Annotated in this window: 15 protein-coding genes, 1 tRNA gene and 1 pseudogene; 9 read left to right on the top strand and 8 right to left on the bottom strand. The window is 65.4% G+C overall.

Annotation, left to right across the window (positions count from 1 at the left end; all coding sequences use genetic code 11):
• Positions 1-68: 68 nt before the first annotated feature.
• Positions 69-2,969: an excinuclease ABC subunit UvrA gene (gene uvrA, locus QOJ24_RS06660; protein WP_526260195.1), complete on the bottom strand. Its 2,901-nt coding sequence runs from the start codon at positions 2,967-2,969 to the stop codon at positions 69-71.
• Positions 2,970-3,044: 75 nt separating this feature from the next.
• On the opposite strand from uvrA, the gene QOJ24_RS06655 reads away from it, so the two are divergent.
• The 3 genes from QOJ24_RS06655 to QOJ24_RS06645 are packed head-to-tail and all read left to right on the top strand — an operon-like array spanning position 3,045 to position 5,500.
• A complete protein-coding gene (locus QOJ24_RS06655; RefSeq protein ID WP_526260194.1) occupies positions 3,045-3,725 on the top strand; it encodes an MBL fold metallo-hydrolase in 681 nt (226 codons plus the stop codon).
• On the top strand, positions 3,725-4,588 hold the full coding sequence (locus tag QOJ24_RS06650) for an SDR family NAD(P)-dependent oxidoreductase (RefSeq protein ID WP_526260209.1): 864 nt from the start codon (positions 3,725-3,727) through the stop codon (positions 4,586-4,588). The genes QOJ24_RS06655 and QOJ24_RS06650 overlap by 1 nt, the downstream gene beginning before the upstream one ends.
• 27 nt (positions 4,589-4,615) lie before the next feature.
• Positions 4,616-5,500, top strand: coding sequence for a fructose bisphosphate aldolase (locus tag QOJ24_RS06645; RefSeq protein ID WP_526260193.1), 885 nt, complete (start codon positions 4,616-4,618; stop codon positions 5,498-5,500).
• Positions 5,501-5,512: 12 nt separating this feature from the next.
• Here the strand turns inward: QOJ24_RS06645 and QOJ24_RS06640 are convergent, their stop codons facing one another.
• Positions 5,513-5,959: a universal stress protein gene (locus QOJ24_RS06640; RefSeq protein ID WP_526260192.1), complete on the bottom strand. Its 447-nt coding sequence runs from the start codon at positions 5,957-5,959 to the stop codon at positions 5,513-5,515.
• A gap of 181 nt (positions 5,960-6,140) precedes the next feature.
• On the opposite strand from QOJ24_RS06640, the gene QOJ24_RS06635 reads away from it, so the two are divergent.
• The gene (locus QOJ24_RS06635) at positions 6,141-6,785 is read left to right on the top strand and encodes a UdgX family uracil-DNA binding protein (protein WP_526260191.1); all 645 of its coding nucleotides are present in this window, start codon (positions 6,141-6,143) and stop codon (positions 6,783-6,785) included.
• 13 nt (positions 6,786-6,798) lie between these two features.
• On the opposite strand, the gene QOJ24_RS06630 is transcribed toward QOJ24_RS06635, so the two are convergent.
• Positions 6,799-6,872, bottom strand: a tRNA-Cys gene (locus QOJ24_RS06630).
• 109 nt (positions 6,873-6,981) lie between these two features.
• Here QOJ24_RS06630 and QOJ24_RS06625 point away from each other — a divergent pair.
• A pseudogene (locus tag QOJ24_RS06625) lies at positions 6,982-7,293 on the top strand (MgtC/SapB family protein); the annotation flags it as partial.
• Between the two features lie 372 nt (positions 7,294-7,665).
• Here QOJ24_RS06625 and QOJ24_RS06620 read toward each other — a convergent pair.
• The 3 genes from QOJ24_RS06620 to uvrB are packed head-to-tail and all read right to left on the bottom strand — an operon-like array spanning position 7,666 to position 12,140.
• The gene (locus QOJ24_RS06620; protein ID WP_526260190.1) at positions 7,666-8,538 is read right to left on the bottom strand and encodes an SCO6745 family protein; all 873 of its coding nucleotides are present in this window, start codon (positions 8,536-8,538) and stop codon (positions 7,666-7,668) included.
• 10 nt (positions 8,539-8,548) lie between these two features.
• Positions 8,549-9,943, bottom strand: a complete 1,395-nt coding sequence (locus QOJ24_RS06615; RefSeq protein WP_526260189.1) for an MFS transporter — start codon at positions 9,941-9,943, stop codon at positions 8,549-8,551.
• Between the two features lie 40 nt (positions 9,944-9,983).
• Positions 9,984-12,140 (bottom strand): excinuclease ABC subunit UvrB, encoded by a 2,157-nt coding sequence (gene uvrB / locus QOJ24_RS06610; protein WP_526260188.1) that lies wholly within the window; start codon positions 12,138-12,140, stop codon positions 9,984-9,986.
• A gap of 56 nt (positions 12,141-12,196) precedes the next feature.
• Here uvrB and QOJ24_RS06605 point away from each other — a divergent pair, with 56 nt between their 5' ends.
• The 4 genes from QOJ24_RS06605 to QOJ24_RS06590 all read left to right on the top strand — a co-directional run bounded on the left by QOJ24_RS06605 (position 12,197) and on the right by QOJ24_RS06590 (position 15,232).
• Positions 12,197-12,703 carry a ribonuclease FAU-1 family protein gene (locus tag QOJ24_RS06605; RefSeq protein ID WP_526260208.1) on the top strand — a complete coding sequence of 169 codons (507 nt, stop codon included), beginning with the start codon at positions 12,197-12,199 and terminating at the stop codon, positions 12,701-12,703.
• 18 nt (positions 12,704-12,721) lie between these two features.
• The gene (ligD, locus tag QOJ24_RS06600) at positions 12,722-13,720 is read left to right on the top strand and encodes a non-homologous end-joining DNA ligase (protein WP_526260187.1); all 999 of its coding nucleotides are present in this window, start codon (positions 12,722-12,724) and stop codon (positions 13,718-13,720) included.
• Positions 13,720-14,607: a non-homologous end-joining DNA ligase gene (gene ligD, locus QOJ24_RS06595; RefSeq protein ID WP_526260186.1), complete on the top strand. Its 888-nt coding sequence runs from the start codon at positions 13,720-13,722 to the stop codon at positions 14,605-14,607. The genes ligD (QOJ24_RS06600) and ligD (QOJ24_RS06595) overlap by 1 nt, the downstream gene beginning before the upstream one ends.
• 85 nt (positions 14,608-14,692) lie before the next feature.
• Positions 14,693-15,232, top strand: a complete 540-nt coding sequence (locus tag QOJ24_RS06590) for a hypothetical protein (protein ID WP_526260185.1) — start codon at positions 14,693-14,695, stop codon at positions 15,230-15,232.
• On the opposite strand, the gene coaE is transcribed toward QOJ24_RS06590, so the two are convergent.
• The gene (coaE, locus tag QOJ24_RS06585; RefSeq protein ID WP_526260184.1) at positions 15,229-16,401 is read right to left on the bottom strand and encodes a dephospho-CoA kinase; all 1,173 of its coding nucleotides are present in this window, start codon (positions 16,399-16,401) and stop codon (positions 15,229-15,231) included. The two genes, QOJ24_RS06590 and coaE, sit on opposite strands and share 4 nt — an antisense overlap.
• Before the next feature lie 15 nt (positions 16,402-16,416).
• Positions 16,417-17,620, bottom strand: a 1,204-nt coding sequence (gene rpsA / locus QOJ24_RS06580) for a 30S ribosomal protein S1 (RefSeq protein WP_526260183.1), incomplete at its 5' end; no start/stop codon positions are given.

Here is a 17,620-nt window from a genome sequence, read left to right as displayed (position 1 = left end):
GGTTTTCGACATGGTCTCCTCGCCGGTCAATGCCCGGTAATGGCATTCTCACTTCAGGAGAACATACCTCACGCACTGACCTTGCGGCGACGCCGTGTCGGCTTGGCGGGCACCGCGTCGAGCACCTCGGAGAGGAACTTGCCGGTGTAGCTCTCCGGCACCGCAGCGACATCCTCGGGCGAACCCTCGGCAACGACGGTCCCACCCGCCGAGCCCCCTTCCGGCCCAAGGTCGATGATCCAGTCCGACGTCTTGATCACGTCCAGGTTGTGCTCGATGACGATGACCGTGTTGCCCTTGTCGACCAGCCCGTTGAGAACGGTCAGCAGTTTGCGAATGTCTTCGAAATGCAGGCCTGTCGTCGGCTCGTCGAGGATGTAGACGGTGCGACCGGTCGACCGCTTCTGCAGCTCAGAAGCCAGCTTGACCCGCTGCGCCTCACCGCCGGACAGCGTCGGCGCGGGCTGGCCGAGTCTCACGTAGCCCAGCCCGACGTCGACCAGTGTCTGCAAATAGCGGTGAATCGAGGAGATCGGCTTGAAGAACTCCGCCGCATCCTCGATCGACATGTCGAGCACCTCGGAGACGGTCTTCCCCTTGTAGTGCACCTCGAGGGTTTCCCGGTTGTACCGGGCACCGTTGCACACCTCGCACGGCACGTACACATCGGGCAGGAAGTTCATCTCGATCTTGATGGTGCCGTCACCGGAGCATGCTTCGCAGCGACCGCCTTTGACGTTGAACGAGAACCGGCCCGGCTGATAGCCGCGGACCTTCGCTTCTGTGGTGGCCGCGAACAGTGACCGGATCTTGTCGAACACCCCGGTGTAGGTCGCCGGATTCGACCGCGGTGTGCGGCCGATCGGAGACTGGTCCACCCGCACCAACTTGTCCACCTGGTCGAGTCCGTTGACCCGCAGATGCCTGCCGGGAACCTGCCGGGCGCCGTTGAGCTTGTTGGCCAGCACGGACGCCAGGATGTCGTTGACCAACGTCGACTTGCCGGACCCGGATACGCCGGTCACCGAGGTCAGTACCCCGAGCGGGAAGGACACGTCGATCTCGTGCAGATTGTGCTCCCGTGCGCCGACAACCGTGAGCTGCCGTTTGCGGTCGACGGGCCGCCGGATGGCGGGCACCTCGATGCGCTCCCGGCCGGAAAGATATGCGCCGGTGAGTGATTCGCGGTTTCGGAGCAGGTCTGCATACGTCCCGCTGTGCACGATGCGCCCGCCGTGCTCGCCCGCCATCGGGCCGATATCGACCACCCAGTCGGCGTGCGCAATGGTGTCGAGGTCGTGCTCGACGACGATCAAGGTGTTGCCGAGGTCCTTCAGTCGCAGCAGTGTTTCGATCAACCGCCGGTTGTCGCGCTGATGCAGGCCGATGGACGGCTCGTCGAGCACGTACAGCACCCCGACCAGGCCTGAACCGATCTGTGTGGCGAGACGAATGCGCTGTGCCTCACCGCCTGACAACGTCGCCGCCGCGCGCGACAGCGACAGGTATTCCAGCCCGACGTCGAGCAGGAAGCCGAGCCGCGACTGGATCTCCTTGAGCACCTGACCCGCGATCGCATGCTCGCGCGTCCCCAGCGTCAACGAGTTGAGGAAGTCCGACGCGTCGGCGATCGACAGGTCCGCCACCTCTGCGATGGACTTCTTGCCGTACGTGCCCGCCGACAGCGTGACGGCGAGGATCTCGGGCTTCAGCCGGGTGCCGTCGCATTCCGGGCAGGGCACGTCGCGCATGAAACCTTCGTAACGCTCCTTCATCTGCTCGGAGTCAGTCTGCTCCATGCGGCGCTGAAGGAACGCCATCACGCCCTCGAAATCGGCGTAGTACGAACGGGTTCGGCCGTAACGGTTCTTGTACCGCACGTGAACCTGCTCGTCGCAGCCCTCGAGAAGCGCTCTGCGGGCCTTGGCGGGAAGCTTCTTCCACGGGGTGTCGACATCAAAGCCGAGCTGACTGCCGAGGCCGGCCATCATGCGAGTGAAGTATTCGGCCGTTTGGCCCATCGACCACGGCGCTATCGCACCTTCGGCCAAGGTGAGATCCGGGTCAGGGACGACCAGTTCGGGATCCACTTCCTTGCGAACGCCAAGGCCCGAGCACTCCGGGCAGGCGCCGTACGGCGAGTTGAACGAAAACGACCGCGGTTCGAGGTCGTCCACGGCCAGCGGGTGACCGTTCGGGCAAGCCAGCTTCTCGGAGAAGCGCTGCTCCCGATGCGGGTGGTCGTCCTCGCGGTCGACGAACTCCAGCACGAGGATGCCGTCGGCGAGGTTCAGTGCCGTCTCCACCGAATCGGTCAGCCGCTGCTTGGCGGACGCCTTGACCGTCAGGCGGTCGACGACGACCTCGATGTCGTGCTTCTCCTGCTTCTTCAGCGTCGGCGGGTCGGTGAGCGGATACACCACCCCATCGACGCGGACCCGGCTGTAGCCCTGCGTGTTGAGCTTGTCGAACAGGTCGACGAACTCGCCCTTTCGGGTGCGCACCACCGGGGCGAGGACCTGGAAGCGCAGACCTTCGTCCATCGCGAGCACCTGGTCGACGATCTGTTGCGGGGTTTGCCGAGCGATGCGCTCACCACACACCGGGCAGTGCGGGGTGCCTGCACGGGCGTAGAGCAGGCGCAGATAGTCGTAGACCTCGGTGATGGTGCCGACCGTCGAGCGCGGATTGCGGTTGGTGGATTTCTGGTCGATCGACACCGCAGGCGACAGGCCTTCGATGAAGTCGACGTCTGGTTTGTCCATCTGTCCGAGGAACTGCCGGGCGTACGCCGACAGCGACTCGACGTAGCGTCGCTGGCCCTCGGCAAAGATCGTGTCGAACGCGAGCGACGACTTGCCCGAACCGGACAGGCCGGTGAAGACGATCAGCGCATCGCGGGGCAGGTCGAGGTCGATACCTCGCAGGTTGTGCTCGCGGGCACCCTTGACGATCAGGCGGTCAACCACCCGTTTTTCCTCCCGAAGACATAGTTGATGCCCATGCTATGTGCCGCCACCGACAAGGCCGATACCGTGAGCACCATGACTGTCGTCGACGACAACTACACCGGCCATCTTGAGCCTCAGACCGCGGCGCGGCGCAATCTTCCTGGTGCGTCGATCGTCAAGGTTTCGGTAGGCCCGATGGATAACAACGCATACCTGGTCACGTGTTCCCACACCGGCGAGACGCTACTCATCGACGCCGCCAACGACGCCCAGATCCTGCTCGAGCTGATCGAGAAGTATGCCCCGAAGCTGTCGCTGATCGTGACAAGCCATCAGCATCAGGACCACTGGCTGGCCCTGTCGGAGGTGGCCGAGGCAACGGGTGTGCCGACGGCGGCCCACGCGCTCGACGCCGACCCCCTGCCGGTGAAGCCCGACCGGATACTGGCCAACGGCGACACCGTCGAGGTCGGCGAGCTGTCCTTCGACGTCATCCATCTCCGCGGCCACACCCCGGGATCGGTGGCGTTGGCGCTGAACGGCGCCGACCCGGAAACCGGGGCCACCCATCTGTTCACGGGCGACTGCCTGTTCCCCGGCGGGGTGGGCAAGACGTGGCGGGAAGGCGACTTCGAAAAGCTGCTCGACGATGTCACAAACCGGGTATTCGACGTCTACGACGACTCGACCGTCATATATCCCGGTCACGGCGACGACACCACGCTCGGCGCCGAGCGGCCACACCTTGCCGAGTGGAAAGAGCGCGGTTGGTGATCTGCACCGAGAACCCGGTCGCCGTCGTCACGGGCGCCAGCCGTGGGGCGGGCCTCGGCATCGCGCATGCGCTCGGCAGCCACGGGTGCACCGTCTATGTCACGGGGCGCACGACGCAGCCTGGCCAGTCGTCGCTCCCCGGCACGATCGCCGAGACCGCCGAGCTGGTGACCGAGGCAGGCGGCGAGGGCATCCCGGTCGTTGTCGACCACGCCAACGACGAGCAGACGAAGGCCCTTTTCGACCGTGTTCAAGCCGAGCAGGGCAGGCTCGACATCCTGGTCAACAACGCGGCCATCATCCGCGACGAGATGATGGGCAGGACGCGGTTCTGGGAAGAACCCGTCAACGTCATCGACACCCTCGACGTCGGATTGCGCAGCGGTTATGTCGCCACGGTCTACGCGGCACCGCTGATGCTCCCCCGGCGAAAGGGTCTGGTGGTGTTCACGTCGGCACCGGGTGCCGCCCACTACGTGTTCGGTCCGTCATATGGCGTGCATAAAGCCGGTATGGACAAGATGGCAGCCGATATGGCGGTGGACTTCAAGGAGTTCGGCATCGCCTCGGTGTCCATCTGGATGGGCATCCTGCTCACCGAACGACTCAAGAACATCGTCGCGAGTGCCCCGGAGAAGTTGGCCCGGATGCTCGAAATCGCCGAAACTCCCGAATTGACAGGACATCTCATCTGGGCGCTGTTCACCGATCCCGATCTGATGGACAAAAGCGGTCAGACATGGATCGGCGCGGAGCTCGCACGTGACTACGACATCAAGGATGACAACGGCCGTCTACCTCCGTCGTACCGCGACCTCTACGACATCTATCCGATCAGGCAGTTCCCGCGGGTCTTAAGGTGATGCAACGCAGCTGAAAAGGAGAAGCACATGAATCCCGAGCAGTTGGAGAAGGCACACAGCGGTGCCGGCTTCATCGCGGCCCTCGACCAGAGTGGCGGCAGTACCCCGAAAGCGTTGAAGCTCTATGGCATCCCCGAGGACGCCTATTCGGGCGACGATCAGATGTTCGACCTGGTGCATGAGATGCGCACCCGGATCATCACCAGCCCGGCCTTCGATGCCGGCCGCATCGTGGGCGCGATTCTCTTCGAACAGACGATGGACCGCGCCGTCGAGGACCGGCCGACGGCCGACTACCTGTGGAACGTCAAGGGAATCGTGCCTTTCCTGAAGATCGACAAGGGGCTGGCCGACGAACAGGACGGCGCGCAGACGATGAAGCCGATGCCCGGTCTGGACGAACTTCTCGATCGCGCGGTGGCCAACGGTGTGTTCGGAACCAAGGAGAGGTCCGTCATCAAATTGCCCGGCGCGGGTGTGGATGCGGTTGTGGCGCAGCAGTTCGAGGTCGCCTCGCAGGTCCTGGCGAAGGGTCTGGTTCCGATCATCGAACCCGAGGTCGACATCAACAGCCCCGAAAAGGCCGAAGCCGAAGATCAGCTCAAAGCGAGCCTTCTCGACGGCGTCAACCGGTTGGGTGACGATCAGAAGGTCATGCTCAAGCTGACGCTGCCCGACACGGACAACCTGTATCGCGAATTGGTCGACCATCCCAATGTGGTACGGGTGGTGGCGCTCTCCGGGGGCTACAGCCGCGGTGAAGCCTGCGAGAAGCTGTCACGCAACAACGGCGTGATCGCCAGCTTCTCCCGAGCTCTCACCGAGGGCCTCAACGCGCAGCAGAGCGACGACGACTTCAACGCGACGCTGGACGCGGCCGTCGCCGAGATCGCGAAGGCGTCGGCGACCTAGGTCCCGCCGGGATTACGGCGTGGTGTGAACGATCAGTACGTCGGTCTTCGACCGCCGCGCGACATTGGCGGGCACCGAGCCGAGCAGTCGGCCCGCGATGGTGCTGAGGCCGACGTTGCCGACGACGAGGAGGTCCGCTTGGGCCTCCTCGGCGAGCTCGACTAGCGCATCGACCGGGGCGCCCACGACGGCCTTCTCTTCGACCTCCGTCGCACCGGCGGCCTGAGCACGGTCCCTCGCCTCACGCAGGATCGCGTAGATCGGCGCGTTGCCGGACATCTTGTAGCCCTCGTCCTTCAGGACGTCGGCGGCCCGCTGGTCTTCGCTCTGCGGGAAGTAGGCGGTGGCCACGATCACCTTCGCGCCCGAACCCGCGGCGATCTGGCCGGCCTTATCCACCGCACGCAACGACGAATCCGACCCGTCCGTGCCAACCACCACGGTCCGATAGCCGCTCATCCATACCCTCCCAGAGTCGTTTGCACCACCAACGCATGACCCTAACCCGAGGTCGGGCAAACATGGGAGTCATTCATCCGCGTGAGCGGTATTGTCCTGGGGTTTTACGTTCCATGCGCTGCCAAGGTCACGTCGTGGCGGTGGACGTGACACCGGCTACAGGATGGGTAACCCAGTCCGTATGGCATCACCGAGCGCCGCTGAATTCGTGCCGGACACCGACGACCTGACCGTTCTGTCCGACGCATCGCAGAACTGCAAGGGCTGCGACCTGTACCGCAACGCCACGCAGGCGGTGTTCGGCGGCGGATCGCGCGACGCCAGGGTCGTACTGGTCGGAGAACAGCCTGGTGACCAGGAGGACAAGACGGGACAGCCGTTCGTCGGTCCGGCCGGTCGATTACTGGACAAGGCGCTTCTCGCCGCGGGCATCGACCGCGAGCGTGTCTACATCACCAATGCGGTCAAGCACTTCAAGTTCGAGGAGCGAGGCAAGCGCCGCATCCACAAGACCCCCAGCCGGACCGAGGTGGTGTCGTGTCGGCCCTGGCTGCTGGCCGAACTCGACGCCTTGGATCCCGGCGTGGTGGTGCTCCTTGGTGCAACAGCCGCGAAGTCACTGCTGGGCAGCGACTTTCGATTGACCCAGCACCGCGGTGAAGTGCTTCAGCTGCCGGAAAACGACCTGTCCGTCGATCTGGACGGCAAACCGCGGGTCGTCGCCACCGTGCACCCGTCGGCAATCCTGCGCGGGCCGCCAGAGGACCGGGAGAAGGCGTTCGACGCACTGGTCGCCGACCTGCGCGTCGCCTCCGGCCTGATCTGAATCGAGCATTGGCTGGAGCGAGTGACGGGATTCGAACCCGTGTACACGGCTTTGCAGGCCGCTGCCTAGCCACTCAGCCACACCCGCGTCGCGTTGAGACTATGCCCAAGCGCGCGACCAGAGAACAGTATTCGGCTCGCAGTGATCACTAGAGGCGGCAAACCCCCCCACGGCGCGGCGAAGACTCGCCTTCGGGCTGACCGCGCTCATCGGACTGGAACGCGAACTCCAGGGCAAAAGCGCCGGAATCCGCACCCAGACCATCGTCGGCACCGCGGCGGCGCTGATACTGCTGGTCAGCAAGTACGGGTTCAGCGATGTTCTCGCCGCGGGCACCGTCGAAGTGGATCCGTCACGTGTCGCGGCCCAGATCGTCTCGGGCATCGGGTTTCTCGGTGCGGGCATCATCATCTTCCGGCGCGGCTCGGTACACGGTTTGACCACTGCGGCGTCCATCTGGGAAGCGGCGGCGATCGGAATGGCCGCGGGCGCGGGCCTGCTGCTGCTGGCAGTCACGGTGACCGCCACGCACTTCCTCGTCGTGGTCGGCTTCATGCCGTTGGCGCGACGTCTGAGCTCCAAGTTGAGCGGCGCGATCCGGCTGCATGTCGTCTACACCGAAGGGCAGGGCGTTCTGACTCGACTGCTGCAGGCCTGTGACCGGCGGCAGTGGCAGCTCACAGAGTTGACCGCCGACCCCCCTGGCGAGCCGCTCGGCACGGCATCGGGCCAGACCGGTGTCATGCTGACGCTTGCGGGTCCGCGGCCGGTGGGCGGGCCGCCGTCGGCGTGGCAGCGGAATCCTGACCGCGCCGACCGTACTGGCATCCATCGACGGTGTGACAGCGATCCGCCAGCTCGACGAGGATCCCGACTAGCGTTAGCGGTGCTGTCCGTACCGCGGCCCGAATGCGTTGGCTGGGAAGACGCCTGCCGCCCGCACGCCGTCTCTGATGATCTCCCCCAACGCGACCAGCTCCTGCGTGTCGTCGTCGGACACCGTCTGCCATGGTGCATAAGCCAATTCGTCGGTCAGATCCTCGATGCCGGCGCGTAGGTCATTCCCGGCATCGGTCAGTTGGCCAGCATCGTCGAGCAGTGCCCTGTCGCGTAACCCGTCGACCGCATCGTCCCACTGCTGCTGGCTCCAGCCGCGCAGCCTCCGGCCGAATTCCGGATCGAAGCCGGTGCCTGTCGCGACATGGGTGATCAGCGCCTCGATGCCGCTGAGCCCGTGGGTGACAAGGGCGGCGATATGACCGTCGCCGCGATACTCCCGTAACAGCGTGATGGCATGCCAGAGTTGTGTGTGCGGCGTCTGCGGCCAGTCGATTTCGGCGTGACCGGCGTACAGCGGGCGGCCGTCTGCGTTCGGGATCGCCTCGGCGGTACGGCGGACGATCGCCACGGATTGTGCGAACTCCGGTGAGCCGACCCGCTGCTCGCCGAGGATTCTCGGGATCAAGGCGTCAACGATCTGATACCGCACCCGAGTCACATCGGCTGGCGACGCGATCGCCCACGCGGCGGGTATCGACTTGGCGATCAGCTCGGGGTTGAAGTTGAAGAACGTCGCTGCAACGACTTTCGCGCCGACTGCCCCCATCGGCGCCGATCGGCTCGCGAAGTACTGCATGCGCTGGTGCCCAAGGCCGAGCTCACTGAATCGTTCACTCGACTCGGTTGCGAAATAGATGGTCGAGTGCAACCTGTCGAGGGCGCGGCTCAGTTGCCCGGCGGAAAGCGCATCCATCAGCCCGACCCTATCGTTGGCGCGATGCGCGATAGGAAGCGACGAACCCGACGGCGGCCAGTACTGCGAACACGGCGAACAACCATCGCGCCGCCGCAGCCTCCCCGCCGTGGGTGAGGTTGACCACGACGCCGGCCAGCCCTGCGCCGAACGCGCCGGAAATCAGCTGCACGGTGTTGATCGCGGCCGAGGCGGTGCCGGCTTCCACCGGGTCCTCGACTGCGCCCATGATCCACGCCGATAGATGGGGCCACGCGATGCCGACACCGGAACCGGCGATGAACAACCCGACAGCCCACGCGGCCACCAACGGCCATCTCAAGTCGTCAACAAGCACGAGCGCGCCGAGGGCCAGACCGATAGCCATCACCGCGGGAGCAGCGGCGACCAGGCGGACGACGGTGCGTGTCCGGCTGGCCGATGCGCTCGCGATCTCCGACAGCGTCCAGCCGACCGCCAACACGGCGCCGAAGAATCCGGCCGCCGCGGGCACCATGCCTGCCAGATGCTGGGCGAACAGTGGCACGTACATGTCGACCATCGTCGCGGCCATCAGCAGCCCAATTGTGACGTACATCCACTTCAGCGGCCCCGGCCCAAATGCCGCCCGCGGGAGTACCGTCGCCCGGGCACGCCGGTCGACGATCAGGAAGACGGCGACCATCACCGCGCCGACGGCGAGGAGACCGAAGGTGGCGGCCGCGCCTCGCTGCACCCCCGCGACACTGATCGCCAGCGCGGCGGCGCCGAGCAGAAGCAGCGACCATAGCGGGATCCGAGGGATCGTCGACGGCTGATCGCTGCGGCTGCGGGCAGGCAGCGCACCCGGCACCAGCGCCGCCATGGCCACCGTCAAGATGGCCAAAGACCCGAAAGCCCACCGCCAGATACCGAATTGGGCGAAGATCCCGCCCATGGCGGGACCGACGATCACGCTCACGCCCCACATCGCCGACACCAGCGCCGACGCCCTTGTCCACAACCAGTTGGGCAGCGCGGAGTTGATCACCGCGTAGCCGAGGCCCGCCAGCATGCCGCCGGCCGCGCCCTGCACGGTGCGGGCGACCAGCAGCAGTTCCATGTTCGGAGCCAGTGCACAGCCGAGCGTTCCCAACCCGAAGATCGCCAACGTCAGCAGATATGACGCCCTGGGCCCGAATCTGACGAGAAGGGGGTTCACCGCCGCCGCCGCGACGACGGAACCGACGAGATACACCGCGATCACCCACGCGTAGAACCGCTGGCCACCAATGTCGGCGACCGTGCTCGGCAGCAGGCTGATGGTGAGGAATTCGTTGGTGGCGTACAACCCGACGCCGCCCGCGAGCAGGGTCGCGGTACCGAGCCGCTCACGGCCGAACAAGTCACGCCAGCCGCCCGGCTTGATTGCCGCGGTCTCAGTCATACCGGTCACCGTATGACCTCAACCACAGTTGAGATCAAACTTATTTCAGCCCTGCTGCATCCATGCCGCGGAGTTCCTTCTTCAAATCCGCGATTTCATCCCGTATTCGGGCAGCCAGTTCGAACTGAAGGTCACGGGCAGCGGCCATCATCTGAGCTGTCAGATCCTTGATCAGATCGGCGAGCTCGGCCCTCGGCATGCTCGAGGTATCGCGGCCCTCGATGATTCCTGCGCTGACCGCGCGGCCCGGCTCGCCCTGCGCACGACGGCCCCGAGACGCATTCCGGCCCGAGCCGCCCACCTCGACGTCGGTGTCGTCAGCCTCGCGGTACACCTGGTCGAGGATGTCGGCGATCTTCTTGCGCAGCGGCTGCGGGTCGATGCCGCGCTCCTTGTTGTAGGCGATCTGTTTCGATCGCCTGCGGTCGGTCTCGTCGATGGCCTGCTTCATCGAGTCGGTCATGGTGTCGGCGTACATGTGCACTTCACCGGACACGTTGCGCGCCGCTCGGCCGATCGTCTGGATCAGGCTTCGCGGCGAACGAAGGAAGCCCTCCTTGTCCGCGTCCAGGATCGCCACCAGCGACACCTCGGGGAGGTCGAGACCCTCTCGCAGCAGGTTGATACCGACCAGCACGTCGTATTCGCCCAGCCGCAGCTGGCGAAGCAATTCGACGCGACGCAGCGTGTCGACCTCCGAATGCAGATAGCGCGTCCGGATACCCGTCTCCAACAGGTAATCGGTGAGGTCTTCGGCCATCTTCTTGGTGAGTGTGGTCACCAGGACTCGCTCGTCGACCTCGGTGCGCTTACGAATCTCGCCGATCAGGTCGTCGATCTGACCCTTGGTCGGCTTTACGACCACCTGCGGGTCGACCAGCCCGGTCGGCCGGATGACCTGCTCGACGAACTCTCCACCGGTCTGGCTCAGCTCGTATGGGCCGGGTGTGGCGGACAGGTACACCGTCTGGCCGATCCGGTTGGCGAACTCCTCCCAGGTCAGCGGTCGGTTGTCGACCGCTGACGGCAGCCGGAAACCGAAATCGACCAGGTTGCGCTTACGGGACATGTCGCCCTCGTACATGCCGCCGATCTGCGGGACCGTCACATGGGACTCGTCGATGACGAGCAGGAAGTCTTCCGGAAAATAGTCCAGCAGGGTGGCAGGCGCTGAGCCGGCAGGCCTCGCATCGATGTGCCGCGAGTAGTTCTCGATGCCCGAGCAGAAGCCGACCTGGCGCATCATCTCGACGTCGTAGTTGGTCCGCATCCGCAGACGTTGCGCCTCCAACAGCTTGCCCTGGTTCTCGAGCTCGGCGAGCCGTTCCTCGAGCTCCTGCTCGATGGTCGAGATCGCATGTGCCATCCGCTCCGGCCCGGCGACGTAATGCGTGGCCGGAAAGATTCGCAGCGAGTCGACCTTGCGGACCACGTCGCCCGTCAACGGGTGCAGGTAGTAGAGCCCCTCCACCTCGTCGCCGAAGAACTCGATACGGACCGCGAGCTCTTCGTACGACGGGATGATCTCGACCGTGTCGCCGCGTACCCGGAACGAACCCCTGGTGAACGCCATGTCGTTACGGGTGTACTGAACGTCGACAAGCAATCGCAGCAGAGCGTCGCGCGGTATCTCCTCGCCGACCTTCACCTCGACCGACCGGTCCATGTACGACTGCGGGGTGCCGAGGCCGTAGATGCACGACACGGAGGCGACCACCACGACGTCCCGCCGGGACAGCAGGCTCGAGGTGGCGGAGTGCCGGAGCCGCTCCACGTCGTCGTTGATCGAGCTGTCCTTCTCGATGTAGGTGTCCGTCTGCGCGATGTACGCCTCGGGCTGGTAGTAGTCGTAGTACGAGACGAAGTATTCGACGGCGTTGTGCGGCAACATCTCCCGCAGTTCATTGGCCAGCTGTGCGGCCAGTGTCTTGTTCGGAGCCATCACCAGGGTGGGCCGCTGCAGCCGCTCGATCAGCCATGCCGTCGTCGCGGACTTGCCGGTGCCGGTGGCGCCCAGCAGCACGACGTCGCGCTCCCCCGAGTTGATGCGGCGCTCCAGATCCTCGATCGCCGCAGGCTGGTCACCCGCCGGGCGGTAGTCGCTGACGACCTCGAACCGGCCACCCGCGCGCACCATCGCCTCGACAGGGCGGTACTCGGAGTGCGCCAGTACGGGGTGTTCGGTAGCGAAAGCCATGTTCACAGGGTAGAACCACATACCGACATCGGCTGTTCCCGAGCCTATGCTTGGGTATTCACGCTCCCAAGCACGAGAAATTCGACCTGGTCGCACGCACCAACACCGATCCCAAGGGGATCGTGCGCGCGGTTGACGAGTACACGGTGAAGCCGTGGGGCCTATATATGGCCCGCCCGACGCCCGGCCGCGCCCAGTTCCATTACCTGGAGTCGTGGCTGCTGCCGTCACTGGGGCTGCGGGCATCGATCTTCCACTTCAACCCCGGGCACGAACTCGATCAGGACTATTACCTCGACATCGGCCGCTACACGCCGGGGCCGAAGGTATGGCAGTCCGAGGACCACTATCTCGACCTGGTGCTGCGCACCGGCAGAGACGTCGAACTGGATGACGTCGACGAGTTGCTGTCCGCAGTGCGACACGGGCTACTGGCGCCCGACGTCGGCGAGCGGGCGGTTCAATCGGCGGCAGCCGCGATAGACGGACTCGCCAGACATGACTACAACCTGGATCGCTGGCTTGGCGCGGCGGGCGTGACCCTGAGCTGGCATCGCGCATAGACCCGACATGCTGCGGGTATGTCCCAAGTCGTGATCCGCGACGTTCCCGATGACGTGCGCGCGAACCTGCGCACGGAACGGGTGCCCTCCTGGCAGGCCCCTACCTTGGCAACCCTGACGGACGAACGCTTCTCGGATCCCGATTGGATTTTCGAACGCAAACTCGACGGGGTGCGGTGCCTCGCTTTTCGCGACGGCCGCCGCGTGCATCTCCTGACGCGTAACCACCAGTCACTCAACGGCACCTATCCCGAACTGGTCGAGGCGCTGGCCGCCCAGCCGTGCTCGAAGTTCGTCGTGGACGGCGAGATCGTCGCATTCGAAGGGCGACGCACCAGTTTTGCGCGGCTGCAGGGCCGACTCGGTCTCACCGACCCCGACGAAGCCCGCTCATCCGGAATCCCGGTCTTCTACTACCTGTTCGACCTCATGCACCTCGATGGTGAATCCACCACCGAAGTGCCGTTGTTGTGGCGTAAACGACTGATGCGCAGATCGTTTCAATTCGACGATCCGCTGCGGTACACCACGCACCGGGTCGGAGACGGCGAATCAGCGTTCACAGCGGCATGTCGACGCGGCGATGAAGGCGTCGTCGCCAAACTGGCCGACGCCCCCTACGCAGGCAAGCGCTCATCGAACTGGCTGAAGTTCAAGTGCAGCCTCGACCAGGAGTTCGTCATCGTCGGCTACACCGCCCCCAAGGGCAGCCGCGTCGGGTTGGGTGCGCTCCTACTCGGCTACCACGACGGTGACGTTCTGCGTTACGCAGGCAAGGTCGGCACGGGCTTCGACACCGCGACGCTGCGCAGCCTGCACAAGCGGCTGTCAGGCACCGAGCACGATCACCCGACCGTCGACGGGGCCAAAGAGCCCGGCGCGCACTGGGTGCGGCCTAACTCCGTTGCGCAGGTGGCATTCAGCGAGTGGACACGCGACGGCAAGCTGCGCCACCCGCGCTATGTCGGCCTGCGCACCGACAAGAGCCCGAAGGACGTCGTGAGGGAGAGCCGCTGATGTCGGCCAAAGTCGAGATCACACACCCCGATCGGGTGCTGTTTCCCGCCGACGGCATCACCAAGGGAGACCTCGTCGCTTACTACACGGACATCGCCGGGGCAATGGTGCCGCACCTGAGGGGTCGTCCGCTCACGTTGTGGCGCTATCCGCGCGGCATCGACCAGAACGGCTTCGTGCAACAGGATTTCGCCGACTCGCTGCCGGAGTGGATGGGGCGCGTCAGAGTCGCCAAGGAGGACGGCACAGTTGTACACCCCACGGCCGACAGCCGCGACGCCCTGCGGTGGCTCACCAACCAGAACTGCGTCATCGTGCACGCATGGCTTTCCAAGCGCGACCGGTTACGCACTCCCGACCGGATCGTCTTCGACCTCGACCCGACAGTCGACGACTTTGCGGTGGTCAAGGCGACGGCCAGGACGGTCGCCGACGTGCTGGGCGACATCGGGCTCGTCTCGTATGTGCAGACGACAGGTTCGCGGGGTTTGCATGTCGTGTCGCCGATCAAACCGAACACCGACTTCGACGCCGTGCGGCAATTCGCCCGCGACGTCGCCGATGTGGTCGCCGCTGACGACCCGGCGCATCGCACCGTCGAGGCGCGCAAGGCCAAGCGCGGCGACCGGCTGTACCTCGACGTCATGCGAAACGCGTACGGGCAGACCGCGGTCGCGCCATACGCCGTCCGGGCCCGGCGCGGGGCGCCGGTCGCTACTCCGCTGGAGTGGGATGAGCTGGGCCGCCGCGGCCTGCGTGCCGACTCCTTCACCATCCGCGATGTCCCTGAGCGCGTCGCCGAACGTGGTGATCCCTGGTCCGACATCTCCCGACGCGGCCGCTCTTTGACCAGGCCGGCGCAGCGACTGGCCAAGCTGCTTGCCTGACCTGCCCGACATCGAAGGTTTCCACCGCGCGCGCTCCCTGGCTACGACTTGGACCAAATCTGGCGCGCAGCGTAATGTCGCTGCCATGAGTTCGACCAAGCATGTTTGGATGGCTGTCGGGGCCGTAACCGCCGTTGTCGCGGCGTCCCAGCTAATTCCGGTGCCTGCGACGGCCGACCCTACCCCTGCGGATCCACAGAGCGACGTGGTGCCCGCTGCCGCTGACGGGTTGCAGCACAATGTCACGTACAGGGCTCGAGCCGACGGCACGTCGCGCGGGGCGATCGTCGCCTACAAGATCGACGACACGAACGTCAACAGCGACCAGCCCACCTTGCTACCGGGGGGCACTTTCGAGGTCAACACAGTCCTTTCCGACCCGAAGCTGGCGGGCATGACAGTCTCCATCGAATGGCCCTACGGTTCGAATCTGCATTGCGAGATCCTGGTCGACGACGAGATCGTCGCGCAGGCCGATCAGTTCATCGCACCGAGGCTGTTCCGGGTGAAGGACGACCCGCTGTACGGCACCCTGCAATGCGGCGCGGCACTTGACAATCCGGCGCCTGACGCGCCCGCCGCGGAGGCACTGCCCGCCGATGACGCTGGTCCGCCGGTGACCTAGCGGTCTTCCCGGGGAGTCCACCCGGTTGCTTCGGCCCAGTCGATGGCCCGCCAGTAGGCGTCGAGGAACCACGGTTCCTTCGCCTCGACGTAATCGCGGGAGGCGATCGCGTGGCGCTTGGCCGCCAGATAATCGTCGCGCACCGCAGGGTTCGCGCTCAACCAGTCCACGAACAAGAGGGCGAACCGCTGGTTGGGCCAGCCGTCGACCCGGAGGTGAACATTCGCCGGCCGCGCCGGATCGGCGGCACCGTGAATACGCTTGCGCCACAGTGACGCGTCACCGTCGTGCGGAACGTCGTCGGTGATGTTCTCCAGCCTGGGATAGCCGACATTGAGCAATACGTCGGCGAGTTCATCGGCGACGTCGAGTGATTCGACGGTCAGCTGGACGTCGATGACGTCTTTGGCGTCCATCCCCTGGACCGCGGTCGAGCCGATATGGTCCACGCGCAATGCCTTTGAACCGCAGGCCGTCTTCAGCCGATTGATGATCCGACCGGCGTCATCGACCCACGCCGGGTCATATGGGACCAGCCTCGGCGGGTTGCGCACGGCTTCGCGCGTGCGGATGTTGTGTGCGAGCGGCAGCACTCGCTGATACCAGATGTCGCGCGCACGTTCGACCAACGCCCCCTTCGAGCCCGAGTTGTCCAGCAGCACATCGGCAATCGCACGCCGCTGCTCCTCCGGCGCCTGAGCCGCGATCCGCGCCCGGGCATCGGCCTCGTCCATCCCGCGCTTGATGAGCCGGGCGACCCTGGTCTCCTCATCCGCATGGACGACGACCACAAGGGGAAACATCGGTGCCATTCCGGTCTCGACGAGCAGTGGGATGTCCTCGACCACGACCGCATCGTCGGACACCGCTGCGATGATCTCCTCACGTCGCGTGCCCACCAGCGGATGCACGATGCCGTTGAGCTTGGCGCGCTGCTCGTCGTCGACGAATGCCTTGGCAGCCAGCGCCGGCCGGTTCAGTGCGCCGTCGGGTAGCAGGATGTCCGCGCCGAATGCGTCCACCAGCGCAGACAACCCCTGTGTGCCCGGTTCGACGACTTCCCTGGCGATCACGTCGCCGTCGACGATGATGCCGCCGCACTCGTTGAAGGCGGCGGACACCGTCGACTTGCCGGCGCCGATTCCGCCGGTCAGACCGATGCGCAGCATGCGGTCAAGCGCCGGTTAGGCGTTGCCCGCGAGCTTCTCCCGGAGCGCCGCCAATTGAGCGTCGCTGGCCAGCGACCCGCCTGCCGACTGCTCCTCGTCGCGCGGCGCGCCGTTGGACGAGGAAGGGGGCGCCGCGGCTGCGGCCGCTTCGGCCGCTGCGAACTTCTCCATCTGCGCGGTGTGCATCTTGTGCCTGCGCTCGGCCTCGGCGTAGCGGGCTTCCCACTCGTCGCGCTGCTTCTCGAAGCCCTCGAGCCATTCGTTGGTCTCGGCGTCGAAGCCCTCGGGGAAGATGTAGTTGCCGGCCTCGTCGTAGCTGTCGGCCATGCCGTACTTCGACGGGTCGAACTCCTCGGTGTAGTCCTCGTTGGCCTGCTTGAGCGACAACGAGATGCGGCGACGCTCGAGGTCGATGTCGATGACCTTGACCATGGCGTCGTCGCCGACGGCGACCACCTGGTCGGGCACCTCCACGTGGCGCTCGGCCAGCTCGGAGATGTGCACCAGACCCTCGATGCCCTCCTCGACGCGGACGAACGCACCGAACGGCACCAGCTTGGTGACCTTGCCCGGCACGATCTGGCCGATCGCGTGGGTGCGGGCGAAGTGTCGCCACGGATCTTCCTGAGTCGCCTTGAGTGACAACGAGACCCGCTCGCGGTCCATGTCGACGTCGAGTACCTCGACGGTGACCTCGTCGCCGACCTGAACGACCTCGGACGGGTGATCGATGTGCTTCCAGGACAACTCGGAGACGTGCACCAGGCCGTCGACTCCGCCGAGATCGACGAACGCGCCGAAGTTGACGATGGACGAAACGACACCCTTGCGGATGGCGCCCTTCTGCAGCTGATTGAGGAACTCGCTACGCACCTCGGACTGGGTCTGTTCGAGCCAGGCGCGACGGGACAGAACCACGTTGTTGCGGTTCTTGTCGAGCTCGATGATCTTGGCCTCGATCTCCTTGCCGATGTACGGCTGCAGATCGCGGACGCGGCGCATCTCGACCAGCGACGCGGGCAGGAAGCCGCGCAGGCCGATGTCGAGGATCAGGCCGCCCTTGACGACCTCGATGACGGTGCCCTTGACGGCCTCGTCCTTCTCCTTGAGCTCTTCGATCGTGCCCCAGGCGCGCTCGTACTGCGCACGCTTCTTGGACAGGATCAGACGGCCTTCCTTGTCCTCCTTGGTGAGGACAAGGGCTTCGACCTCATCGCCG

Source organism: Mycobacterium sp. (genome assembly GCF_032159775.1).
Taxonomy (GTDB): Bacteria; Actinomycetota; Actinomycetes; order Mycobacteriales; family Mycobacteriaceae; genus Mycobacterium.
This window is presented reverse-complemented; position numbering and strand designations above follow the sequence as displayed.

Bases quoted from the DNA above. Each gene is read 5' to 3' on its own strand.
- QOJ24_RS06655 (WP_526260194.1), top strand. From the start codon at position 3,045: ATGACTGTCGTCGACGACAACTACACCGGCCATCTTGAGCCTCAGACC.
- QOJ24_RS06635 (WP_526260191.1), top strand. From the start codon at position 6,141: ATGGCATCACCGAGCGCCGCTGAATTCGTGCCGGACACCGACGACCTG.
- QOJ24_RS06640 (WP_526260192.1), bottom strand. From the start codon at position 5,959: ATGAGCGGCTATCGGACCGTGGTGGTTGGCACGGACGGGTCGGATTCG.
- ligD (WP_526260187.1), top strand. From the start codon at position 12,722: ATGTCCCAAGTCGTGATCCGCGACGTTCCCGATGACGTGCGCGCGAAC.
- ligD (WP_526260186.1), top strand. From the start codon at position 13,720: ATGTCGGCCAAAGTCGAGATCACACACCCCGATCGGGTGCTGTTTCCC.
- QOJ24_RS06590 (WP_526260185.1), top strand. From the start codon at position 14,693: ATGAGTTCGACCAAGCATGTTTGGATGGCTGTCGGGGCCGTAACCGCC.
- QOJ24_RS06620 (WP_526260190.1), bottom strand. From the start codon at position 8,538: ATGGATGCGCTTTCCGCCGGGCAACTGAGCCGCGCCCTCGACAGGTTG.
- coaE (WP_526260184.1), bottom strand. From the start codon at position 16,401: ATGCTGCGCATCGGTCTGACCGGCGGAATCGGCGCCGGCAAGTCGACG.
- QOJ24_RS06615 (WP_526260189.1), bottom strand. From the start codon at position 9,943: ATGACTGAGACCGCGGCAATCAAGCCGGGCGGCTGGCGTGACTTGTTC.
- uvrB (WP_526260188.1), bottom strand. From the start codon at position 12,140: ATGGCTTTCGCTACCGAACACCCCGTACTGGCGCACTCCGAGTACCGC.
- QOJ24_RS06645 (WP_526260193.1), top strand. From the start codon at position 4,616: ATGAATCCCGAGCAGTTGGAGAAGGCACACAGCGGTGCCGGCTTCATC.